Annotated in this window: 26 protein-coding genes; 24 read left to right on the forward strand and 2 right to left on the reverse strand. The window is 37.8% G+C overall.

Going from position 1 to position 23691, the window contains the following annotated elements:
- Positions 1 to 205 precede the first annotated feature (205 nt).
- The 13 genes from rnpA (at position 206) to gatB (ending at position 10926) form a co-directional block, all read left to right on the forward strand.
- A complete protein-coding gene (gene rnpA / locus I6G50_RS09260) occupies positions 206 to 574 on the forward strand; it encodes a ribonuclease P protein component (protein ID WP_003135260.1) in 369 nt (122 codons plus the stop codon).
- On the forward strand, positions 571 to 1386 hold the full coding sequence (locus I6G50_RS09265; protein WP_003135258.1) for a YidC/Oxa1 family membrane protein insertase: 816 nt from the start codon (positions 571 to 573) through the stop codon (positions 1384 to 1386). The genes rnpA and I6G50_RS09265 overlap by 4 nt, the downstream gene beginning before the upstream one ends.
- 25 nt (positions 1387 to 1411) lie before the next feature.
- Positions 1412 to 2326, forward strand: a complete 915-nt coding sequence (gene jag, locus I6G50_RS09270) for an RNA-binding cell elongation regulator Jag/EloR (protein ID WP_003135257.1) — start codon at positions 1412 to 1414, stop codon at positions 2324 to 2326.
- Positions 2327 to 2446: 120 nt separating this feature from the next.
- On the forward strand, positions 2447 to 2581 hold the full coding sequence (gene rpmH / locus I6G50_RS09275; protein WP_003135255.1) for a 50S ribosomal protein L34: 135 nt from the start codon (positions 2447 to 2449) through the stop codon (positions 2579 to 2581).
- Positions 2582 to 2728: 147 nt separating this feature from the next.
- Positions 2729 to 3640, forward strand: coding sequence for an aldo/keto reductase (locus I6G50_RS09280; RefSeq protein WP_003135254.1), 912 nt, complete (start codon positions 2729 to 2731; stop codon positions 3638 to 3640).
- Positions 3641 to 3843: 203 nt separating this feature from the next.
- Complete coding sequence (locus I6G50_RS09285) at positions 3844 to 4110, forward strand: IreB family regulatory phosphoprotein (protein ID WP_003133629.1); 267 nt, start codon at positions 3844 to 3846, stop codon at positions 4108 to 4110.
- On the forward strand, positions 4110 to 4538 hold the full coding sequence (gene ruvX, locus I6G50_RS09290) for a Holliday junction resolvase RuvX (RefSeq protein ID WP_003135253.1): 429 nt from the start codon (positions 4110 to 4112) through the stop codon (positions 4536 to 4538). The genes I6G50_RS09285 and ruvX overlap by 1 nt, the downstream gene beginning before the upstream one ends.
- A gap of 14 nt (positions 4539 to 4552) precedes the next feature.
- Positions 4553 to 4876: a DUF1292 domain-containing protein gene (locus tag I6G50_RS09295; RefSeq protein ID WP_332262353.1), complete on the forward strand. Its 324-nt coding sequence runs from the start codon at positions 4553 to 4555 to the stop codon at positions 4874 to 4876.
- A gap of 139 nt (positions 4877 to 5015) precedes the next feature.
- Positions 5016 to 6614: a glycosyltransferase gene (locus tag I6G50_RS09300; protein WP_197908662.1), complete on the forward strand. Its 1599-nt coding sequence runs from the start codon at positions 5016 to 5018 to the stop codon at positions 6612 to 6614.
- Positions 6615 to 6750: 136 nt separating this feature from the next.
- Positions 6751 to 7542: a GTP-sensing pleiotropic transcriptional regulator CodY gene (gene codY / locus I6G50_RS09305; protein ID WP_003135247.1), complete on the forward strand. Its 792-nt coding sequence runs from the start codon at positions 6751 to 6753 to the stop codon at positions 7540 to 7542.
- A 171-nt stretch (positions 7543 to 7713) separates the two neighbouring features.
- Entirely contained in the window at positions 7714 to 8019 is a 306-nt protein-coding gene (gene gatC / locus I6G50_RS09310) for an Asp-tRNA(Asn)/Glu-tRNA(Gln) amidotransferase subunit GatC (RefSeq protein WP_003135246.1), read from the forward strand.
- Positions 8019 to 9491: an Asp-tRNA(Asn)/Glu-tRNA(Gln) amidotransferase subunit GatA gene (gatA, locus tag I6G50_RS09315; RefSeq protein WP_003135244.1), complete on the forward strand. Its 1473-nt coding sequence runs from the start codon at positions 8019 to 8021 to the stop codon at positions 9489 to 9491. The genes gatC and gatA overlap by 1 nt, the downstream gene beginning before the upstream one ends.
- A gap of 1 nt (position 9492) precedes the next feature.
- Positions 9493 to 10926 carry an Asp-tRNA(Asn)/Glu-tRNA(Gln) amidotransferase subunit GatB gene (gene gatB, locus I6G50_RS09320; protein WP_081165751.1) on the forward strand — a complete coding sequence of 478 codons (1434 nt, stop codon included), beginning with the start codon at positions 9493 to 9495 and terminating at the stop codon, positions 10924 to 10926.
- A 13-nt stretch (positions 10927 to 10939) separates the two neighbouring features.
- On the opposite strand, the gene I6G50_RS09325 is transcribed toward gatB, so the two are convergent.
- Together I6G50_RS09325 and I6G50_RS09330 are read right to left on the reverse strand one after the other, a co-directional pair.
- A complete protein-coding gene (locus tag I6G50_RS09325) occupies positions 10940 to 12295 on the reverse strand; it encodes an MATE family efflux transporter (protein WP_197908663.1) in 1356 nt (451 codons plus the stop codon).
- A gap of 133 nt (positions 12296 to 12428) precedes the next feature.
- Complete coding sequence (locus I6G50_RS09330; RefSeq protein WP_003135240.1) at positions 12429 to 12626, reverse strand: cold-shock protein; 198 nt, start codon at positions 12624 to 12626, stop codon at positions 12429 to 12431.
- A 110-nt stretch (positions 12627 to 12736) separates the two neighbouring features.
- Between I6G50_RS09330 and I6G50_RS09335 the strand changes: the two genes are divergently transcribed.
- The 11 genes from I6G50_RS09335 to I6G50_RS09385 all read left to right on the forward strand — a co-directional run bounded on the left by I6G50_RS09335 (position 12737) and on the right by I6G50_RS09385 (position 23638).
- A complete protein-coding gene (locus I6G50_RS09335) occupies positions 12737 to 13255 on the forward strand; it encodes a 5-formyltetrahydrofolate cyclo-ligase (RefSeq protein WP_197908664.1) in 519 nt (172 codons plus the stop codon).
- The gene (locus I6G50_RS09340; RefSeq protein ID WP_003135236.1) at positions 13245 to 13937 is read left to right on the forward strand and encodes a rhomboid family intramembrane serine protease; all 693 of its coding nucleotides are present in this window, start codon (positions 13245 to 13247) and stop codon (positions 13935 to 13937) included. Before I6G50_RS09335 ends, I6G50_RS09340 begins: the two co-directional genes overlap by 11 nt.
- A 24-nt stretch (positions 13938 to 13961) precedes the next feature.
- The gene (locus I6G50_RS09345; RefSeq protein WP_197908665.1) at positions 13962 to 14414 is read left to right on the forward strand and encodes a dUTP diphosphatase; all 453 of its coding nucleotides are present in this window, start codon (positions 13962 to 13964) and stop codon (positions 14412 to 14414) included.
- 440 nt (positions 14415 to 14854) lie between these two features.
- Complete coding sequence (locus I6G50_RS09350) at positions 14855 to 15463, forward strand: YutD family protein (protein ID WP_197908666.1); 609 nt, start codon at positions 14855 to 14857, stop codon at positions 15461 to 15463.
- 90 nt (positions 15464 to 15553) lie between these two features.
- Positions 15554 to 16624, forward strand: coding sequence for a 23S rRNA (adenine(2503)-C(2))-methyltransferase RlmN (rlmN, locus tag I6G50_RS09355; RefSeq protein WP_197908667.1), 1071 nt, complete (start codon positions 15554 to 15556; stop codon positions 16622 to 16624).
- 208 nt (positions 16625 to 16832) lie between these two features.
- The gene (arcA, locus tag I6G50_RS09360; protein ID WP_003135225.1) at positions 16833 to 18062 is read left to right on the forward strand and encodes an arginine deiminase; all 1230 of its coding nucleotides are present in this window, start codon (positions 16833 to 16835) and stop codon (positions 18060 to 18062) included.
- Between the two features lie 134 nt (positions 18063 to 18196).
- Entirely contained in the window at positions 18197 to 19237 is a 1041-nt protein-coding gene (gene argF / locus I6G50_RS09365; protein WP_003135223.1) for an ornithine carbamoyltransferase, read from the forward strand.
- 204 nt (positions 19238 to 19441) lie between these two features.
- Positions 19442 to 20905, forward strand: a complete 1464-nt coding sequence (locus tag I6G50_RS09370) for a basic amino acid/polyamine antiporter (RefSeq protein ID WP_197908668.1) — start codon at positions 19442 to 19444, stop codon at positions 20903 to 20905.
- Positions 20906 to 21002: 97 nt separating this feature from the next.
- Positions 21003 to 21953 (forward strand): carbamate kinase, encoded by a 951-nt coding sequence (arcC, locus tag I6G50_RS09375; protein WP_081165742.1) that lies wholly within the window; start codon positions 21003 to 21005, stop codon positions 21951 to 21953.
- Positions 21954 to 22004: 51 nt separating this feature from the next.
- Positions 22005 to 22496: a YbaK/EbsC family protein gene (locus tag I6G50_RS09380; protein WP_081165739.1), complete on the forward strand. Its 492-nt coding sequence runs from the start codon at positions 22005 to 22007 to the stop codon at positions 22494 to 22496.
- A gap of 11 nt (positions 22497 to 22507) precedes the next feature.
- Positions 22508 to 23638, forward strand: coding sequence for an aminotransferase (locus I6G50_RS09385; protein ID WP_197908669.1), 1131 nt, complete (start codon positions 22508 to 22510; stop codon positions 23636 to 23638).
- Positions 23639 to 23691 lie beyond the last annotated feature (53 nt).

Raw genomic sequence — 23691 nt, forward strand, 5'->3', positions numbered from 1 at the left:
TGGAGCCAATATGTCTAGGGAAGCGAAATGAAGCTCACTTGGTAGGCTCTTGTACTACTTCTATCTTTTATTACTTTTATTCTAACATGTATATGACTTTCATGATAACAATATGCAATACAAAACACCGTTTTTATAAGCGCTTTCATAAAAAAAGATGACTTTTACGCTACTTTGTGTTAAAATAATGGAGATAATTTTTAGTATGGGAGAGAGTGGCTTGGCTATAAAAAAGACCTATCGTGTAAAACGCTCGAAAGACTTTGAACAAATATTTTTAGCGAAAAATAGCTTTGCCAATAAGAAATTTGTCGTATATAAGCTTGATACTGATCAGCAGCATTTTCGTACCGGAATTTCAGTAAGTAAAAAAATAGGAAATGCTGTTACAAGAAATCGTGTGAAGCGCTTGATTCGACATGCAATAGCTGAATTTTCATTGTATCTAGAAAATGAAGATTTCGTAGTGATTGCCAGACCAGGCGTAGAAAAACTCAGTTTTGAAGAAGTAAAAAGAAATCTCAAACACGTATTGAAATTATCTAAAATTTATAAAGATGGAGAAAAGAATTGAAAAAGAAAATAACTTTGCTTTCTATGGCAAGTGCTTCTTTACTCTTATTGGCTGCTTGTGGGCGTTCTGAGGTCACACAACATTCCACTAACTTTTGGGAACAAATAGTTTATGGATTTGCCCAGGTTATTCGTTTCTTGTCATTTGGTGGCATGACAGCCGTTGGTATTATTTTATTTACCTTGATTATTCGTGCGGCACTTTTGCCTTTGATGAATATTCAAATTAAGTCAAGCCAAAAAATGCAGGAAGTCCAACCTGAAATTAAAAAAATACAAGCGAAATATCCTGGTAAAGATGCAGACTCTCGCCGTAAGGTCCAAGAAGAGACTCAAGAACTTTACGCTAAAAATAAGGTGAACCCTTATGCAGGATGCTTACCACTTTTGGTTCAAATGCCAATATTATGGGCTTTATATCAAGCATTGACACGGGTTGATTTCTTAAAACACGGAACCTTCTTGTGGTTTAATATTGGGGATAAAGATCCGACTTTCGTCTTGCCAATTTTGGCTGCTTTATTCACTTTTGCAAGCTCATGGTTGACAATGAAATCTGCACCTGAAAAAAATGCAATGACCAGTACAATGACCTTTGCTATGCCAATAATGATTTTTGTATTTGCTATCAATGTTGCCAGCGGTGTTGCCCTTTACTGGGTAGTTTCAAATGGTTTCCAAGTATTGCAAACTATGCTTATTGCTAATCCTTTCAAGATAATAGCAGCGCGTGAAGCTAAGGCTCAAGCTGAAAAAGATAAGGTGAAAGCACGTGAAAAAGCATTGAAGAAGGCTTTGAAAAATAAAAAGTAAAATCAGGAGATAGGAGTATTAAATCATGACTATTTTTACTGGGAAAACAGTTGAAGAAGCAATAGATCGCGGATTATATCGACTGGGTGTAAAGCGTGAAAATGTACATATTCATGTCAAACAAAAAGAAAAGCGTGGCTTTTTAGGTTTTGGGAAAAAGCGTGCTCTTGTAGACATAGAAGAAATCAAGGAAGAAACAATCCGTAAAGCTGATCGATTGGCAGAGCGTGGTATTGCAGATGTTAACCTTGGTGTTCCTAAAGCACAATCTGCAATGGAAGCGACACTTGAGCTCAGCCAAATTGTTAAGGCTGTACGTGCAGCGGAAAAAGAGCAGCAAGGTGAATTGACAGCCGAAGAGCGTGAAGTTATTATCGAAGAAGTTAAAGCAGACTTAGCGCAAAGTAAAGAACCTGTTGTTGAGGATATTGAGCTTCCAGAAAAAGTACAACAAAAGGCGAAGGCATTGCCTCTAGAACTAACCGATGAAGAATTAGACTTTGCAAATAAGATATCAACTTATTTAAAAAATATTACTTCTGAAATGGGGATTGCGATCACTGTTAAGGTTGTAAAAGAGGGTACACTGATTGTTTTCAATCTGAACTCAAACCAAGATGCTTTACTAATTGGTAAACATGGTAAAATTTTGCAAAGTTTACAGACATTGGCTAAAGCTTATGCCAATAGTATCTTAAGCACTCGAGTAAACATTGCGGTCAATGTTGGGGATTACCATGAAAAACGTAAGGCCTACATTACAAGTTTGGCACATCGTGCAGCAGAGCGTGCGCGCGCGGGTGAAACAGTTTATATTAACGACTTGCAATCCAATGAGCGTAAAATTGTACACACTATTATTTCGAAAGAAAAAGGTGTTTCAAGCCATTCTGAAGGCAATGAATACAATCGATATATCACAGTTACAAAAGAAATTTGACATTTGTGATGATTTGTTGTAGAATATTTTAGTATGCTTTAAGCACAGAAATGAAAGAAAGGAACACCGCAAGAACGGTGGAGCTACTTTCCCAAGTGAAGTAGCCCAGGGATTTAACAAATGAAACGTACTTACCAACCACATAAAAAACCTCGTAAGACTACTCACGGATTCCGTGCACGTATGGCAACTAAAAACGGACGTCGTGTACTTGCAGCTCGTCGTCGTAAAGGACGTGCTTCACTTACAGTTTAATTGTAAAAAAGATACCTACCTTAGGGTAGGTTTTTTTATACTTTAAAATAAGATTTACAAAGTGGTACAAATATTTTATAAATATAAAGCGTTTACTTTTATTGTGATATAATGAGATTATTGTAAAATGAAGAGGAGCCTTTATTTATGAAAAAAATTCAGATTGCTGATATGCAAGCATCCCAAATAATTTTAGGTTGTATGCGTATTGTTGAACCCGGAAAAAATCCTGTTAAAGTGATTGAAACAGCTTATGAGAACGGGATTAATTTCTTTGACCATGCGGATATCTATGGTGGAGGTAAGTGTGAAACTGTTTTTGCGGAAGCTTTAGCACAAACGTCAATTAGACGAGAAGATATTTATTTACAGTCAAAATGTTCAATTCGGCCTGGCGTGGCCTTTGACTTCTCTAAGAAGCATATCATCCAGTCTGTGGAAGGCTCCTTGCAGCGCTTGAAGACCGACTACTTGGATACTTTGCTTCTACATCGGCCAGATACGCTGATGGAGCCTTCAGAGGTTGCAGAGGCGTTTTATGAGTTGGAAAAATCAGGAAAAGTTCGATATTTTGGCGTCTCCAACCAAAACCCGATGCAAGTTGAATTATTAAAAACAGCAGTGAAACAACCTTTACTCTTTAATCAATTGCAGTTTGGACTCAAGCACACAGAAATGATAGATGCGGGTCTGAATGTTAATATTCCTAACCAAGCCAGTCATATGCAAGATGGTTCTGTCTTAGAGTATTCACGAATTAACAAAATGACGATACAAGCTTGGTCGCCTTTCCAGCATGGTTATTTTGATGGGCCATTTGTGGGCAATGAAAAATTTCCAGATCTAAATAAAAAATTAGAATTCTATGCTGAGAAATATGGTGTAACTCCTTCTGGTGTTGCAATTGCTTGGATTAATCGTCACCCAGCTAATATGCAGACTATCATTGGTACAATGACCGAAAGTCGAATTAAGGAAGTTACAGATGCAAGTGACCTTATCTTGAGCCGTGAGGAATGGTATGATTTGTATATCTCAGCAGGCAATATTTTACCTTAAAATTTAGACAATTTAAGAGAGGTGTCTCTTGAATTTAAAGGGTGAAGAAAATAAATATCACCTCGTCTTTCATTGAAGCAATAGTCGAAATAGATTGAATTAGTAGCAGAAATAATGTATAATTAAAGAGCATTATTAGAAAAAATTAATTAAAAGGATTTTTAAGCAAATTGCTTGAACCTATCCCAAAGGAGGTACAGATTATGAGTTTTACAGATGAAACAGTCCGCTTTGAATTTGATGATTCAAGTAAGAAAGAAATCGGCGAAACACTTGTAAATGTTTATCGTGCGCTTGATGCTAAAGGCTACAATCCTATCAACCAAATGGTAGGGTATGTCTTGTCAGGAGATCCAGCATATATTCCACGCCATGATGATGCGCGTAACAAAATCCGTCGTTTTGACCGCGATGATATTGTTGAAGAATTGATTAAAGAATACTTGAAAGCACATGGTGTGCAACTCTAATGTACAGTAGAATTTTAGGGCTTGATGTCGGTACGAAAACAGTGGGTATCGCTGTTAGCGATTTACTTGGTATGACGGCACAACCTGTTGAAACAATAAAAATTGACAGTGATTCTGGAGATTTTGGTTTTAACCGTTTAGCGGAACTTATTGAGGAATATAAGCCCTCAAAAATCGTACTGGGTTTACCCAAACATATGAATAATGATGAAGGTATTCGGGCAGAAGCCTCACGAAGCTACGGTGAGAAAATCTCCGCAAAGTTTGGTGTTGCCGTAGAATACCAAGATGAACGCTTGACAACTATGCAAGCAGAAAAGGTATTAATTGATGGAGGTGTCCGTCGTAAGGACCGGAAGAAATCAATTGATAAACTCGCAGCAGTCCTGATATTACAAAATTATCTGGATGCGCACAAATTATTTTAGAAGTAGGAAATATTATGTCAGAACATACACATGATCATGAACATGAAGACCGTTTTATCACTCTAATTGATGATAATGGTAGCGAAAGTCTTTTCGAGATTTTGATTACTATTGATGGTCAAGAAGAATTTGGAAAAAACTACGTGCTTGTTATGCCTGTTGATGGTGCAGAAGACGATAACGGTGAAGTTGAAATCCAAGCCTATTCATTTACACAAAATGAAGATGGTACTGAAGGTGACTTACAACCAATCCCAGAAGACTCAGATGCAGAATGGGATATGATTGAAGAAGTTTTCAATAATTTCATGGAAAATCAAGACGACGAAGTTTATTGATAAAACAGGGGCTGTTGCCTCTTTTTTTTATTGCATTAAGATGCAAATATGACGTATTTTATTCCGATATTTTTGAGAAGATTGAGTACTGTGGAAAATTTTGTTATAATTTAGTGATTACTCTTTGAAGGAAATATGCATGAATAAAAGATATGGCTCACGTTCATCGAGACGTGTACAGAAAAAATTAAATGAACAATCTGAAGAATTTGATGAAACGATGATTGAAGAAGAAGCTGTTGATTCTATTGAAGAACACGGCGCTTATTCCCGTCGGAGTAAAATCGAAACTGATTTTAAACCTACTCGAGAAAAGACACCTAGACTTTTACTGGCAGATTGGTCTTTTATTTCGTTAGTTTCTTTGCTGCTTAGTTTGACTTTCTATGCTTTCCCCCTTTTCAACTTACAACCTGTGGGAGTGCAGTCTCAATATCTCTACTCTGGGATGGCTATGCAAGCCGGTATGGTCCCTTACAATGATTTTTGGGGTACTGGTGGTGTCATCTTCTATTTGATTAATTGGGTGGGACATTTTGGTCAGACTACATGGGTGCTTTATCTTATCCAACTTCTTGCCTTGCTAATGAGTGGTGTACAAGTTTATCGCTTGATTTCACAACGCACACGTAGCCGCTTGGCTGCGCGTATCACTACCGCATTTACTTTGGTTGCAATTGCCGGATTAGCGCAAGGAGGAACAGCTCCTACTTTACTTGCCTTGCCTTTTGCTCTATGGGCCTTGCAGTTTTTAGACCGATATCTACGTCAAGACAGCCGAGATGAATCCTTTATCTTCTTTGGGATGTCTGGGGCTCTTGTCCTAGTTATATCACCGATAATGACTGTTCTTTGGCTTCTTTCGATGCTTGCTTTGCTTATCTTTAACATTCAAAATAAAAGAATTGGCCGTGGTTTTTACCAATTACTTGCTATTATACTAGGCGTAATGCTCGTGGGGTATAGCGTGGCTTTTTATTCCTTAAATGCTCAGGTATTGTACACATCTGTAGAGCAGTCAGTGATTATTCCACTTACAACTCTCGGCTTCTCAGGAAGTTTCTGGATGACTCTTCTGAAAGCTGTAGTCTTTCTCTTAGTCTTTGGATTAGCTGCTAACTTTGTTCATGGTGTAAGAAATATTCAAAAAGCAGGTCAAACCTTTATTTGGCAAGTTTTATTGCTGATTGGTTCTATTATAGTGCTCGCTTTCGTGGTATTCTCACAGGTGTTTGAGAGCTCAAACTTGCTGGCGATCTTGCCTTTGCTCTTACTCTTTGTTAGTGATACTTTACAAGATGCAGTAGATCAACGTCAAAATATATTCAAAAGCTATATGAGAGCAAAACTCTTTGCACCGATTTTAGCTTTATTATTCGTGGTGGGTGCACCTCTTGTTTCGCAGTGGATGAACCGTCAAGTCTTTTCAGAGGAACAACAAATTGCTCAATATGTGAAGTCAGACACGACGACAGATGATAAAGTGCTAGCAATAGCAGCGAATAAAAATATTAATTTACGTTCTCATCGTGTCGCAAGTTTAGATAGTTTCCCAAGTTACTATCCTATTGGCTTCCATCAGAATTTTGACCTCGTCTTTGCGAATGCTAAGGACAAGTATGTGATTGTTCAAAGCGGACAAAACCTTTCGTCTTCTGTACAAGAGACACTTAAAGCTTCTTATCAAAAAACTGACGTTGGTAATATTAGTCAATTTTCTGTATATAAAAAGAAATAAGATATACATAAATGTATATCTTGTTTTATTATAATGAAAAAAGCGAATTTTCTGACTATTCCTGTTGTTTTTTGAATTTTTTTGTGCTATAATCTGTTAAGAGTTTATTTAGAAAATAATATAATAGGAGAAAACCGTGGCTACATTATTAGAAAAAACCCGCAAAATTACGTCAGTTCTACAAGATGGTGTGACTGATTTAAAGCAGGAGTTACCCTACGATAACATGACGGAGCGTTTAGCCAACGTTATTGATTGTAATGCTTGTATTATTGATACAAAAGGGAAGCTTTTGGGCTTTTCATTGCCATATGAGATTAACAACGATCGTGTTAATGAGCTTTTCCATGTGCAAAAACAATTACCAGAAGATTATGCACGTGCGGCTATTCGTATCTATGATACACTAGCAAACATCACAATCAACGAGCCTTTATCAGTATTTCCTGCCGAACTTTTAGGGGAATATCCAAATGGTTTGACAACTTGCGCTCCTATCTATGGTAGTGGTATGCGTTTGGGAACATTTATTCTCTGGCGTACAGATGGAAAATTTAATGATGATGATTTAGTTCTTGCCGAACTTGCAACTACAGTTATCGGTGTACAACTTTCTAATCTTAAGCTTGAACAAATGGAAGAAAACATTCGTAAAGACACTATGGCAAATATGGCTGTTAACACCCTTTCTTACTCAGAAATGAAAGCTGTTAAAGCAATACTTGAGGAACTTGATGGTGAAGAGGGACATGTTATTGCTTCAGTTATCGCTGACAAGATTGGTATTACACGCTCAGTTATCGTTAACGCACTTCGTAAACTCGAGTCTGCAGGGGTTATCGAAAGTCGTTCATTGGGAATGAAAGGTACTTACCTCAAAGTTCTCAATCAAGGTTTGTTTACAAAACTTGAGGGCCGTAATTTCTAAAAAAAGATGGGCAAAAGCTTCTGTGAAGGAAGCTTTTTTATATATTCTTTTATGAAGTTATTACTTTTCTTGATATACCGTACAAGTGTGCAGTAACGCCTAGCTGTATCAGTTTTTCAAGAATTTTGCTATAATTGAAAATGAAAATCTTTAATAGTTAGGGAAAATAACATGAGCAAGATTACTAAAGAACAAGTGGAGCATGTGGCAACTTTGTCCAAGCTCAAATTTGCGGAAAATGAACTCGACACTGTGACAGATCAATTAGATAAAATTATTGAGATGGTAGAGCAGTTAGAAGAAGTAAATACCGACGGTGTAGAATTCACAATGAGTGTTGCGGATAATCTCAATCGTATGCGTGAAGATATAGCTGTGGCGGGAGATAACCGTGAAGATTTAATGCGGAATGTACCAACCAAGCAAGATGGCTTTATTAAGGTACCAGCAATGTTAGCTGATGGAGGTGACGCATAATGTCATTGAACGATAAAACAATTAAAGAACTGCATGAACTCTTAGTTAATAAAGAAGTCTCAGCCGTTGAACTGACACGTGCTACACTTGAAGATGTTAACGCTCGTGAGGCAGCAATGGGAAGCTTTATTTCTGTTTTAGACGAAAAAGCTTTAGCTCAAGCAGCAGCTATTGATGCGCGTGGTATTGATGCGTCTAAATTAACAGATGGTATTCCTTTGGCTGTGAAAGATAATATTGTTACTAAGGACATTGAAACAACAGCCGCTAGCAAGATACTCTCAGGTTTTGTTCCCCCTTATGATGCAACTGTAGTTGAAAAGCTTTATGATAATGGTATGGTAATTATTGGTAAGGCTAATATGGATGAATTTGCGATGGGTGGTTCTGGAGAAACTTCCTCTATTAAGCCAACACATAATGCTTGGGACCAAACCAAAGTTCCAGGGGGCTCATCATCAGGTTCAGCAAGTGCGGTTGCGAGTGGGCAAGTACGACTTTCATTAGGTTCTGATACAGGTGGTTCAATACGCCAACCTGCTTCATTTAGTGGTATTGTTGGTTTGAAACCAACGTATGGTCGTGTCTCACGTTATGGTTTAATTGCTTTTTCAAGCTCACTAGACCAAATTGGGCCTTTTGCATCTACTGTTGAAGAAAATGCACAACTTCTGAATGTTATCTCAGGCGCTGATGCTAAAGATGCAACAAGTTCAGAAATTGCTGTACCTGATTTTACTTCAAAAATTGGTCAAGACATCAAGGGGATGAAGATTGCTTTGCCTAAAGAATACTTTGGAGAAGGAATCGATCCAGCAGTGAAAGAGCAAATCATGACTGCTGCAAAACATTTGGAATCTTTAGGTGCCATTGTTGAAGAAGTAAGTTTGCCTCACAGCAAGTATGGTGTAGCAGTTTACTATATTATTGCTTCATCCGAAGCCAGCTCAAACCTCCAACGTTTTGATGGTATTCGCTATGGCTATCGTGCAGACAATATTGAAAATCTTGAAGATGTTTATGTTAAGTCTCGTTCAGAAGGTTTTGGTGATGAGGTTAAACGTCGAATCATGCTGGGTACATTTAGTTTATCTGCAGGTGCTTATGACAAACACTTTAAAAAAGCAGGTCAAGTGCGTAGCTTGATTATTGATGATTTTAATAAAGTATTTGCAGACTATGACTTGATTCTTGGCCCAACAGCACCAACGGTTGCTTTTGGTTTTGATGAAAAATCAAAAGACCCTGTACAAATGTATCTTTCAGATATTTTGACAATTCCAGTGAATCTTGCAGGCTTGCCAGGTATTTCGATTCCTGCTGGATACGTTGAGGGATTACCTGTGGGCATGCAATTGATTGGTAAACGTTATGATGAAGAAACAATTTACCAAGTAGCAGCAGCTTTTGAAGCAACTACTGACCATCATAAGAAAAAACCAATAATCTTTACAGAAGGAGGGGCAAAATAAGATGAATTTTGAAACAGTCATTGGACTTGAAGTCCACGTTGAGCTAAATACGAACTCAAAAATTTACAGCCCAACTCCAGCTGAATTTGGCTCTGAGCCGAATGTCAATACAAATGTGATTGACTGGGGAATGCCAGGTGTTCTCCCTACATTGAATAAAGGTGTTGTGGTTGCCGGTATGAAAGCTTCTCTTGCTATGAATATGTCGATTCAAAAGAGCATGCATTTTGACCGTAAGAATTACTTTTATCCTGATAATCCAAAAGCTTATCAAATTTCTCAAGCAGATGAACCTATCGGCTATAATGGTTCTATCGAAATTGAACTCGAAGATGGAACAAAATCAACTGTTCGCATTGAGCGTGCGCATATTGAGGAAGATGCAGGAAAAAATACTCATGGTACAGATGGCTACTCTTATGTTGACTTAAATCGTCAAGGTGTTCCCTTAATCGAAATCGTTTCAGAGCCAGATATGCGTAGTGCGGAAGAGGCTTATGCTTACTTAACTGCTTTACGTGAGTTGATTCTTTATACAGGAATTTCTGATGTGAAGATGGAAGAGGGTTCAATGCGTTGTGATGCGAATATCTCTTTGCGTCCTTATGGTCAAGAAGAGTTTGGCGTTAAAACAGAAGTTAAAAACATGAATTCTTTCAGTAATGTTAAGAAAGCTTTAGCTTTTGAGATTGACCGTCAAGCAAAAATCCTTCGTGCAGGTGGTGAAATCCGTCAAGAAACACGACGTTTCGATGATAAGACTGGAGAAACTATTTTGATGCGTGTTAAAGAAGGGGCTTCTGATTATCGTTACTTCCCAGAACCGGACTTGCCTCGTATTGAAATTTCAGATGAATGGATTGATGAAGTTCGTACTGAACTTCCAGAATTTGCGGCAGCACGTCGTGTACGTTATGTGGAACAAATGGGACTCAGTGAATATGATGCCCGTCAATTGACAAGCTCTAAGGATGTTTCAGACTTTTTTGAAGCTGCAGTTAAATTGGGTGGGGATGCCAAGTTAGTCTCTAACTGGCTCCAAGGTGAAGTTGCTCAGTACTTGAATACAGCACATCTTGAACTCAAAGAGATCAAGCTGACCCCAGAAAACTTAACAGAAATGTTGCGTTTGATTGCAGATGGAACAATTTCATCAAAAATCGCCAAGAAAGTTTTCCTTGAATTAGCCAAAAATGGCGGATCTGCTGAAGAGTTTGTTAAGAAAGCTGGATTAGTTCAAATTTCTGATCCTGCAGTACTTTTGCCAATTATTCATGAAGTATTCGCCAAAAATGAGCAATCTGTATCTGATTACCGTGGAGGTAAGGAGAATGCAGCTAAAGCTTTGGTTGGTCAATTGATGAAAGCTACAAAAGGACAAGCTAACCCAACAGTAGCACAAAAACTTCTCTATCAAGAATTAGATAAAAACTAATACAAAAAATCGTTCAATTAAGAACGATTTTTTCTTCTGTATTTTCTTGACTAAAGCGACGAACCATTCGAATAGTAGTAGGAATTAGAATAGCTGTGGAACCAATCCAAGCAGCGGGATTAGAGGAAATGATTACGGTATAATCTAGCAGGCTAACCCCAATAATCGCGACTGCTGCACGCATGAGCAGTTCCATTACACCACAAATGGTTGGTATTCGAGCATTACCTAAACCTTGTAATGTTGAGCGAGTAACAAAGAGTATGGCGAGAAGCCAGTAGAAACTTCCGTTAACCACATAGTAATGCCGTGCCATATCAATTACAGCTGTTTGACTTGGAGAGATAAAAGCGGTCGTGAAGTAGTAATTCAAGCTAATCAACACCACTGCAAAGCCAATAGCCCAAGCAACAGCGATGAGTAGAGCTCGAAAAAGCCCTTGATTAATACGTCGGTACTGTCTAGCCCCATAGTTTTGCGCACCAAAGGTAGCCATAGCTAAGCCAATCGACATCATCGGCAGCATTGCAATTTGATCTATTTTAGAGACGATTGCCTGTGTGGCGACAGCATTTGTGCCCATCGTATTGAGGGCAACTTGCAAAGTAATAGATCCAATAGCGATGATACTGGATTGGAAACCCATCGGGATACTGAGACGCGCGTGTTCACGAATTTCTTTAACATCATAGAGGAGCAGTTTGCGGTTAAGGTGTAGCTCCGGAACTTTCCGTTTAATATGTAAAACCAGATAAAGGACGGAGATACATTGAGCCAAAATAGTCGCAGCACTCGCACCAGCTAAACCTAAATGTAGAACAAGGATGGCAAAATACTCAAAACCAATATTCAAAATACTAGCAACAATGAGCGCATAGAGTGGAGTTTTAGAATCGCCTAAAGCGCGCAACGCATTTGAATAGTAAGCGTAAAGAGTTGTTGCTGTAAGACCGCCCAACATAATACTTAAAAAGGTATGTGCCCCTTCGTATATTTCAGCGGGTGTCTGCATAAGCTGCAGGAGTTGTCCGACAAAGATGACAGACAGGAGGCTAAGAAGAAGGGAAATAGCTATCGTGAAATAAAGTCCGGTTATAAAGGACTTTTTAACGGCATGCGCATCTTTGGCACCAAACCGTTGAGCTGTGATAATCGTTAAGCCAGCGGTCATACCTTGGGCAAAACCAACGATTAAAAAGTTAATCGATCCAGTGGCACCAACGGAGGCCAAAGCATTTTTACCTAAAGTTTGTCCAACGATGAGGGTATCTGCGGTGTTATAGAGAACTTGAAAAAAGTTTCCTAAAAGTAGGGGGAGTGTGAAGGCGATTAAACCTTTGAGGATATTTCCTCTTGTTAAGTCTTTCATAATATTCCTAAATTATTTGCTTTATACATTGTAAACTTTTTATATATATAAAACAATAGCTTATCTGTCTTTTTTATAATATTATTTTGTCAGAACAAAAAGAAAAAGCACCCTAGGGTGCTTTGATTATCAATTATTTAGTAACATTGATTGCTTGAGGTCCACGTGGGCCTTCTTCAAGATCAAAGTTAACTTTTTGGCCTTCATCAAGAGTTTTGAATCCATCAGTTTGGATAGCTGAGAAGTGGACGAATACATCGTTGCCTTCTTCAGTAGTAATGAAACCAAAACCTTTAGTAGCGTTAAACCATTTTACAGTTCCTTGTGCCATTTGAATACATCCTTTCTTTAGTTTGGTAAATCTTATCATCGAAAAGCGTGTAACAAAAGCATAAACGTTAACTTGAAAAAAACTTACAGCTTTATGATAACATATATAGTATGGAAAAGAAAGCGCTAATACGAAAAGAAATGATAAATTTACTGAAAAGTTTTGATTTTGCTGACAAAAGCCATCAAGGTCAAATTATTCTGGAAAAACTTCTTTATTCTAAGAAGTGGAAAGCGGCGAAAAGCGTTGCCCTGTATATGCCTCAGGAGTTTGAATTTGATTTAAAGCTGTTGTTTGAACAAGAGAATAAACAAATTCTTATCCCAAAAACGTTAGAAAATCGCCAAATGATATTTGCAAAATATGACAAAAATGACTTAGAACGGACAAAATTTGGTATACTAGAACCTAGGTCTAAACAGGCTGAAATTCCTGATTTGATTTTAGTGCCAGGTTTGGCATGGAATCATCAAGGCGATCGAATTGGTTTTGGCGCGGGATATTATGATCGTTATTTGGCTAACTTCAAAGGACAAACAGCGAGTGTTTGTTATGATTTTCAGCAAATAAATTTTGACCCAGAACCTCACGATATTAGGGTAGGAGAAATATTTACTTATGAACATTAATATGATAAAAAAAGACTTTATGAAGCATAAAGCGACTTATATTTTATCGTTACTCACAACAATGGTTTGGTTGTATCAATTCTTTAGATATGGATTGGCAGCTACGAATGCTATCAATCTTTTTAATACTGGAGCACTCTTTCCTCCAGCTATTCTTGATGACCCTACTCAGATATGGCGTCTCGTTACACCAATTTTTGTCCATATTGGCTGGACGCACTTTTTGATGAATACTTTGACTCTCTTTTTTATCGGTCGCCAAGTGGAAGCTGTTTTTGGTAGCCTTAACTTTAGCTTGATTTATATTTTATCAGGAATATTTGGAAATGCTGTAACTTTCCTCTTCTCGCCTAATACTTTATCAGCTGGAGCATCAACATCAATATTTGGTCTTTTTGCAGCCATTGCAGGGATTGGTTTCTTTACAGGTCATCCTTTGCTTAAGCAGATTGGTAAAACTTTTACCGTTTTGATTGTTATAAATCTTTTCTTTAATTTGTTTAATTTGAGTTCGGTAAATATTTGGTCTCATGTCGGTGGTGCCCTTGGCGGTTTGCTTTTAGCACCCGTTTTTCCACCGAAATATTTCAAAAATTCTGTACCAATGCAAAATCGCATTTTATCGGGAGTTACGGTTGTGGTTCTCTTTATCGTACTCCTTGTTTTGCCTTTTATAAAATAGATAGTAAGTAGTGAGGAAACAAATATGAAAACACGTGGCTTTGAACTTGTAAGCAAATACGAAAATGAAGGAATAGAGTTGCCGATACGAGCAACTCGTCATGCAGCAGGATATGATTTATCTGTGGCTGAAAAGACAACCATTAAACCTGGAGAAATCAAACTCGTGTCTACAGGACTCAAGGCTTATATGCAAGCTGGAGAAGTGCTTTACCTGTACGACCGCTCATCAAATCCTCGTAAAAAAGGTTTAATTCTGATTAACTCCGTAGGTGTTATTGATGGAGATTACTATAATAATTCAGGAAATGAAGGCGAAATATTTGCTCAAATGAAAAATATTACCGAAGCTGAAGTTGTACTGGAAAAAGGGGAAAGAATTGTCCAAGCAGTATTTATGCCCTTTTTAGTAGCCGATGGAGATGAAGAAGTGGTTAAAACTACACGTATGGGCGGCTTTGGATCTACAGGAAGATAAGCAGTTACTAGAAGAAAAAATTGCAAAAACTACCGCTTTGGCGGTAGTTTTTGTGCTATAATGGTAAAATGAATTCATTGCGCATTCTTCACTTGAATGATTTGCACTCGTATTTGAAGCAATTTCCAGTGATTGCGCGTTTTTTTGCGGAAAAATTAACGACAAAGTGAGGCAGGCTACATTGACCTATAAGTAAGATCTATCCAGTCAAAATGCTCAAGGATGTATTTTGAAATTGAGGTTTTATTATATCAATAAATTTACTGTAGCTCCAACCGTATAGTAATGTTATACTATACCGCTAGATTTGTGGACCGTGTCTTCCTCTATTTAAAAGGAACAGAAGAAACCAGAAATACTTTTTCCATATTTCTTAAAAGAAATAAGAGCAAATGAATGAGGAATGTTAAATAATTAGAAAGAACAAGAAGGGAGAAGAAGTGCCAAAAGAAATTGATGAATCAAAATTAAATTATAACCGGTTTCCAGGTGAACGTGTTATTGCGACCAAGGATATTGTTAAAGTGGGTGGTAAGACCTTTCACTTAGTTTACAATTATCGAGAAGGCTTTGATACTGAGAAGTTAGAACAACGTTTCAGTGATATTTTTGATAAATATGACTACATTGTGGGTGACTGGGGTTTTGAGCAGCTTCGTTTAAAAGGTTTCTTTTCAACCAGTAGAAAAAAGATGCAGTCTGAAAATAAAATAGACCGTCTAGAAGACTACATCAATGAGTATTGTAATTATGGCTGTGCCTATTTTGTTTTACGTCGCGTGCGTTCACAGGATGAAGCCTATACTTCTGAGCGTGTGTTTGAAGATAAGCCACGTCATCCAAAATTTGACAAGCCACGTCGTCGGAACAATCGTAATAAAAATCGTAATAGTCAAGAAAAACAAAAGAAAAATGAGAAAAAAACTTTTGAAATCCGCGACAAATCAGACAAGAAACCTCAGAAAATAAGAAAGAATGAGAACAATGAGAAAAAATCTCAATCAAAATCTAATTTTGTAATAAGGGAACGTCCCAAAAAAATAAATTAGACAAAATATATAAATGTGTCTAAAAATTATTGAATAATATGCATAAAAAATATTGAAGCAAAAATTTTATGTTAAAACATCGGAGATATAATGGAAAAGCAAACAATTTATGGCCTAACACGTGATCAACTTATAGCTTGGGCAATTGAAAATGATGAAAAAAAATTTCGTGCAACGCAGGTATGGGATTGGCTCTATAGAAAACGTGTCCAAACTTTTGAAGAAATGACAAACTTATCAAAGGATTTCATCGCTAAGTTGAACGAACACTTCATTATGAATCCATTAGAACAGGTCGTCGTGCAAGAATCAGAAGATGGTACAGTTAAATACCTCTTTATGCTGCCCGACAAGATGATGATTGAAACAGTGCTTATGCGTCAGTCATATGGCTTATCTGTTTGTGTAACAACACAAGTAGGCTGTAATATGGGTTGTACTTTTTGTGCCTCAGGTATTTTGAAAAAAGAACGCGATGTCACAGCAGGTGAGATAGTCGCACAAATTATGCTGGTGCAAAAGTACTTTGACGAAAAAGGTTTAGACGAACGTGTATCCCATGTTGTTGTTATGGGTATCGGTGAACCGTTTGACAACTATGTAAACTTGATGAATTTTTTACGTACCATTAATGATGATAACGGCTTGGCTATTGGTGCGCGCCATATTACAGTGTCAACCTGTGGTTTCATGCCTGCAAAAATCAAAGAATTTGCAAATGAAAATCTACAAGTGAATCTAGCAATCTCTTTACATGCACCTAATAATGATTTACGTACAAGCCTTATGCGTATTACACGAAGTGCTCCACTCGAAAAGCTTTTTGAAGCTATTGATTACTATACTGAAACAACAAACCGTCGTGTAACTTATGAATATATTATGCTTTCTGGAGAAAATGATACACCGGAAATTGCTCAAGAACTTGCTGACTTGATTAAGCCGCGAAATAAACTTTCTTATGTCAATTTGATTCCCTATAATCCTGTTGCAGAACACATAAAATATGAACGTTCAACAAGAAGTGATACGACAAAATTTTATGATGTGCTCAAGAAAAATGGTATCAACTGTGTGGTGCGCCAAGAGCACGGTACAGACATTGATGCTGCCTGCGGTCAACTCCGCAGTAAACAGATTAGAAAAAATAAAGAAAAATAAGTAAATTATAAAAGAAACCAGCTGATACGCTCAACCGTGCTATTACTGGTTTCTTTTTGTATATTTATTATTAAATATAAAATGAAAGCGAATTATTATAATGGTGTTCGATTTGCATTTAAAAAAAGATTAGACTATAATTAAGAGTGTTGAAAGCGCTTTTACAAAATTTTATATATAGATTTATTTAAGAAAGGATGCTTATCTCATGGAAAAAGCAATCAATGTCAACTCAGAAATCGGGAAACTTAAATCAGTTCTCCTTCATCGTCCAGGTGCTGAAGTAGAAAACATCACACCTGATACAATGCATCAGCTCTTGTTTGATGATATCCCTTACTTGAAAATTGCACAGAAGGAACACGATTTCTTTGCGCAAACTTTGCGTGACAATGGTGCGGAAACAGTCTATATAGAAGACCTCGCAGCTGATGTTTTCCAAAGTGAAAACGTCAAGAAAGATTTCTTAGCTCGTCTCTTGCACGAAGCTGGGTATCGTCCAGGTCGTACACTTGATGGATTGACAGAGTATTTGTCAAGTATGGATACAAAAGCAATGGTTGATAAAATCTATGCTGGTGTTCGTAAAAATGAATTGGATCTTCAACGCACTGTACTTAGTGATATGGCTGGGTCAGATGCAGAAAACCATTTCTATCTTAACCCATTACCAAACGCTTATTTTACACGTGACCCACAAGCTTCTATGGGTGTAGGGATGACAATCAATAAAATGACTTTCCCCGCACGTCAACCTGAATCTTTGATTACAGAGTATGTGATGGCCAACCACCCACGTTTTAAAGACACTCCAATCTGGCGTGATCGTAATCATACAACACGTATTGAAGGTGGTGACGAACTTGTTCTTAACAAACACACTGTAGCAATTGGTGTTTCTGAACGTACTTCATCTAAAACAATTCAAGCTCTCGCAAAAGAACTTTTTGCAAACCCATTGTCAACTTTTGATACAGTACTCGCAGTTGAAATCCCACATAACCACGCTATGATGCACTTGGATACTGTGTTTACAATGATTAATCATGATCAATTTACAGTTTTCCCAGGCATCTTCGATGGTTCAGGAAATATCAATGCTTTCATTTTACGTCCAGGTAAAAATGATGATGTGGAAATTGAACACTTGACAGATCTTAAAGCAGCACTTAAGAAAGTTTTGAATGTATCAGAGCTTGACTTGATTGAATGTGGTGATGGTGACCCAATCGTTGCACCACGTGAACAATGGAATGATGGTTCAAATACCTTGGCCATCGCTCCAGGAGAAATCGTAACTTATGACCGTAACTATGTAACTATTGAATTACTTAAAAAACACGGTATCAAAGTTCATGAAATCCTTTCAAGTGAATTAGCTCGTGGACGTGGTGGAGCTCGTTGTATGTCTCAACCATTGTGGCGTGAAGATATCTAAAATTATTTTATCAAAGGCTACTAGGTTTACAGTAGTGTCAACAAGATTGACAAATTTTAAAAAACTGTAAACCAGTAGATGCTATTATCATCTTATTTCAAAAAAACAAAATAATTAAATTAGGAGAAAATTAAATGCAAACACCAAAAATTAACTCAGTTTTCCAAGGACGTTCATTCTTAGCAGAAAAAGACTTCACACCTGCTGAAATTCAATATCTTGTTGATTTCGCAATCCATTTGAAAGCTTTGAAGAAAAACAACATCCCTCATCACTATCTTGAAGGAAAAAACATTGCATTGCTTTTCGCTAAAACTTCTACACGTACGCGTGCAGCGTTCACAACTGCTGCTATCGACCTCGGTGCTCACCCTGAGTATCTTGGTAAAGACGATATCCAACTTGGTATTAAAGAATCAACTGAAGATACTGCACGTGTTCTTGGGTCAATGTTTGATGCGATTGAACGTCGTGGTTTCTCACAACAAGAAGTTGAAGACCTTGCCAAATATTCAGGAGTTCCAGTATGGAATGGCTTGACAGACGATTGGCATCCAACTCAAATGATAGCTGACTACATGACTATCAAGGAAGAATTCGGTTACCTCAAAGGCTTGAAACTTGCTTATGTAGGGGATGGTCGTAACAATATGGCTAACTCTCTTATCGTAACAGGTGCGATGCTCGGAGTTAGTGTAACTATCGTTGCTCCAGAATCACTCCAACCATCAGATGAAGTAATGGAAATTGCGCGTAAATTTGCAGCTGAATCAGGTGCAAAACCTGAAACAACTGCTGATATTGAAGCAGGTGTTAAAGGCGCAAACATTATCTACTCTGACGTGTGGGTATCAATGGGTGAATCAAACTGGGAAGAACGTGTTGAACTTCTCACTCCATACCGTATCACTATGGATATGATGAAATTAACTGGTACTCCAGATGAAGAGCTTATCTTCATGCACTGCTTACCAGCTTTCCACGACACTGAAACTGAATATGGTAAAGAAATCAAAGAAGAATATGGCTTGACTGAAATGGAAGTTACTGACGAAGTGTTCCGCTCTAAATATGCACGTCAATTTGAAGAAGCTGAAAACCGTATGCACTCAATTAAAGCAATCATGGCAGCTACTTTGGGTAATCTCTTTATTCCAGATGTACCAAGCATCTAATTCTTAATCTAGAAATTTGATTTTTTCCAGATTTGACAGACTTTCCGCCTCCTTATACCAGCGGGAAGTTTGCACAAATCTGGAAAAAATATTTTTAGTTCCCTCTATAACTCTTGTTTTGAAAAGGTCAGACCTCGCTTATCTTTTCATAGTGTTGGAGACTTTTTTAAAGCATATGACTTTATGAAAGAAATAGGAAGTAATATGGAAGTAGAAAATAAAAAAGGAATTGGGCTCATGGCCCTCGTAGCTATTATCGTTTCAGGAGCAATCGGTGGTGGGGTATTTAACCTCTCAAACGATTTAGCAAATGGAGCTACACCCGGTGGTGTTGTTATCTCATGGCTCTTTATCGGTTTTGGTATTTTAATGCTCGTTTTGAGTTTGAATCATCTCGTTGTAAATAAACCTGAACTTTCAGGTGTCTCAGACTATGCACGCGCAGGTTTTGGTGACTTTGCAGGTTTCTTATCAGGTTGGGGTTACTGGTTATCTGCTTGGGCAGGTAACGTTGCCTTCGCTGTATTAATGATGACTTCGGTCAATTATTTCTTCCCAGGCGTTTTTGCTAATGATGACGGCTCTTTAACATTTTTATCAGTTGTTGTCGTTTCTGTCGTTTCATGGTCCTTAACAGCCCTTGTTATTCGCGGAGTTGAAGGTGCTGCAGTAATTAATGCTATTGTTCTCATTGCTAAGTTAATTCCAATCGCAATTTTTGCCGTTGTTGCTATTGTCATGTTTAGAGCAGGTGTCTTTACTGAACATTTCTGGCAAAATGTAGCCATTAATGCTGATGGAACAGCTGCATTTACCAACATGACTGCATCTGGCTTAGTAGGACAAATCCAAAGTTCCTTAATGGTTATGATTTGGGTCTTCGTTGGTATTGAAGGTGCTGCGATGATGGGAGACCGTGCCAAGAAAAAATCTGATGCTGGTAAAGCTTCAATTATTGGTTTATTCACTTTGCTTGTTATCTATATCTTGCTTTCACTTTTACCTTACGGATATTTAGATCAAGCACAGCTCGCAAGCATGCCTCAACCTGGTATGGTTGGTATTTTGAAAGAAATGGTTGGACCTTGGGGTGGTAATTTGATGGCTATTGGTCTCATTATCTCACTTCTAGGTGCATGGTTGTCATGGACAATGCTTCCAGTAGAATCAACTTCACAACTGGCATCACAAAAGCTCTTACCTGCATGGTTCGGTAAAGAAAATAAAGCTGGAGCTCCTGTCAATTCGTTGCTCTTGACTCAAGGTTTTGTCCAACTCTTTATCATCATTACTTACTTTGCGGCAGATGCTTACAATGTTTTTGTTTATCTCTGTACTGCAGTAATCATGGTCTGCTACGCTTTAGTTGGTGCTTATCTCTTTAAAGTTGGTTTAGTTGAAAAATCAACTAAAAATGTTTTGATCGGTTTCTTTGCAATGGCCTTTCAAATTATTGCTCTTTACTTGAGTGGTTGGCAGTTTGTTTGGATGGCTTCTATTTTGTATGTAGTAGGTTTTGTCCTTTATATCCGAGCAAAACGTGAAAACCACAGAACAATTACAACTGGAGAATGGGTGGCTATCATAATCTTTACCCTTGCTGCCTTACTCGCTCTCTACGGCCTAGTTGCTAACCAATTTGGTCTCAGAGAACTACTTGGTATTTAAAAATAAAATGGGAGTAAAATTTTTGAGCAATCGAAAGTTTTATTCTTTCGAGCGCTAAGTAAGCGCTTTAAAAATAAAGATTAGGAGAATATAAATTATGGTTAGACGTATTGTAGTAGCTTTGGGTGGTAACGCTATTTTGACAGATGACCCAACAGCAAAGGCACAACAAGAAGCGCTTGAAATTACAGCAAGCCAACTTATCCCGCTTATTAAAGACAACGATGTGGAAATTATTGTCACTCATGGTAATGGCCCTCAAGTGGGGAATTTACTCTTGCAACAACTTGGATCAGACAGTGAAAAAAATCCAGCAATGCCTTTAGATACAGCAGTTGCCATGACACAGGGGCAAATTGGATATTGGATGACACAAGCATTTACGAAAGCTTTGATTAAAGAAGGTTTGGAGCGTATTCCTGTAGCTTCTGTTGTCACACGTGTCGTTGTAGATAGTAAAGACCCTGCTTTTGAAAATCCAACAAAACCAATCGGTCCCTTCTATGATGAAGCGCAAATGAATAAAATGTTGGAACAATATCCAGATTGGAAATTCGTTGAAGATTCAGGCCGTGGTTATCGGCGCGTAGTCGCTAGTCCAAAACCTGAACGTATTATTGAAGCAGAAGCAATTAAGCCATTGTTGGATGCTGCAGTATTGACAACTGTTTCAGGTGGGGGTGGTATCCCTGTTATCGAAAATGCAGACGGTACTTACACTGGAGTAGAAGCCGTTATTGACAAAGACTTCTCAGCTGCTAAACTTGCAGAGCTTGTAGAGGGTGATGAGTTAGTCATCCTGACAGGTGTTGATAATGTGTATGTTAATTACAACAAACCTGATCAAAAGAAATTAGAAAAAATTACTTTGTCTGAAATTGGTACTTATTTGAACGAAGGTCAATTTGCGGCAGGTTCTATGAAACCTAAAGTTGAAGCTGCTATGGCCTTTGTGGAGCGTACAGGTCGCGCTGCCACAATCACTTCACTTGAAAACCTTCAAGACTTTTTGGCAAATGGTTCAGGAACAACTATTGTTGCTGATTAATGTAAAAAGGCTGTATTTCATGCGGCCTTTTTTCTATATTGGGAGGACAAGATGAGAACTTTTGCAGAAGTAGAGCAACTAATGGCAGAACTAGAGATTCCATATAAAATAGTTGAACACCCCGCCAGCCATTCTACTGAGGAATCCGATCGCTATATTGAAGGGCATGAGGGGTGTCGCTCAAAAACGTTGGTTCTGGCTAATAAGAAATCGACTCAATTTTATATGGTTATTATGGATGATTCTAAGCGCATCGAAATGGATCGCTTGGCGGAATTACTTGAAGTAAATCGGCTACACTTTGTATCCAAAGAACGCTTAGAAAGTCTGCTAGGCCTACAGCCAGGGATTGTTTCTATTTTTGGGTTAGTAGGGAAGAAGATGGATAATATGCATATATACTTTGATCGTGAAATGCTCGAACAGCATGACATCATGACTTTACATCCAAATGTTAATACTAAGACAATATTTTTTCCTATGGAAGATTGTTTTAAAATATTGGAGTCACAATGCTATACTTATACTATAATTGATTTTTAGGAGGAAACGTTATGAAGATAGATGGTTTTGGAGTGGAAGAATGGCTCAATGTGTGGGAAAAATCAGCAGTATATGATATTGCACAATCAACGATTTCTTCGATGACTTTGCAAGAAATACTAAATCTGGAAGAGGATAACGGACAGGCTTTTATGTCCAAGCTGATGCAAGAAAAGTTTAACTACGGTTGGATTGAAGGCTCGCCTGAATTTAAAGAAGAAGTAGCTAAACTTTATCAAAAAGTCCCTGAAGAAAATATCTTAGCAACAAATGGCGCCACAGGAGCAAATCATCTCGTTCTCTATGGCTTGATTGAGCCTGGCGATCACGTTATTGCCGAATATCCTAGCTATCAGCAACTTTATGATATTCCTCGCTCGCTCGGGGCAGAAATAGACTTTTGGCACATTTATGAAAGTGAAAATTGGTATCCACGCCTTGAGGAATTACGTCAATTGATTAGACCGAATACCAAAATGATTTGCCTCAATAATGCTAACAATCCTACGGGTACAACTTTAAATAGAGAATTTTTAGAAGAAGTAGTTGATCTCGCTAGGTCTGTTGGAGCTTATGTGCTGGTAGATGAAGTTTATTTGCCACTAGATGACGCTGAAGATTATGCGCCCATTGTTGATTTGTATGAAAAAGGTATTTCAACAAATTCTCTATCTAAAACTTACTCTGTACCAGGTGTACGTTTAGGGTGGGTGGCCACTCAAGATGAAAAACTTGCAGATGAATTTCGGAAATATCGAGATTATACAATGATTTGCTGTGGTGTTTTTGACGATGCCTTAGGCACACTCGTTTTAAAACACAGAGATGAAGTCCTTGCACGAAATAAAAAAATCGTAAACAATAACTTGCAGATATTACGTGATTGGGTAGAAAATGAGCCTCAGGTTTCGATGATTTATCCTAAGTCTGTCTCCACCAGCTTTGTAAAATTTGAAAACCTGAATCCAGAGAATACGGAAGATTTTTGTATAGAATTACTGAAAAGTAAAGGTGTCCTTTTGGTACCTGGTAACCGATTTGACTTGCCTGGTTACGCACGTCTGGGCTATTGTACAAATGAAGACACATTGCGTAAGGGATTAAGTGCTTTGTCTCAATTTTTGCGAGAATATAACAAATAGGATAATAGAGGGGTTTCGGCTCCTTTTTGTGTACTAAAAATTTACAAATTTGG

The organism is Lactococcus garvieae, from assembly GCF_016027715.1.
Classification (GTDB): Bacteria; Bacillota; Bacilli; order Lactobacillales; family Streptococcaceae; genus Lactococcus; species Lactococcus garvieae_A.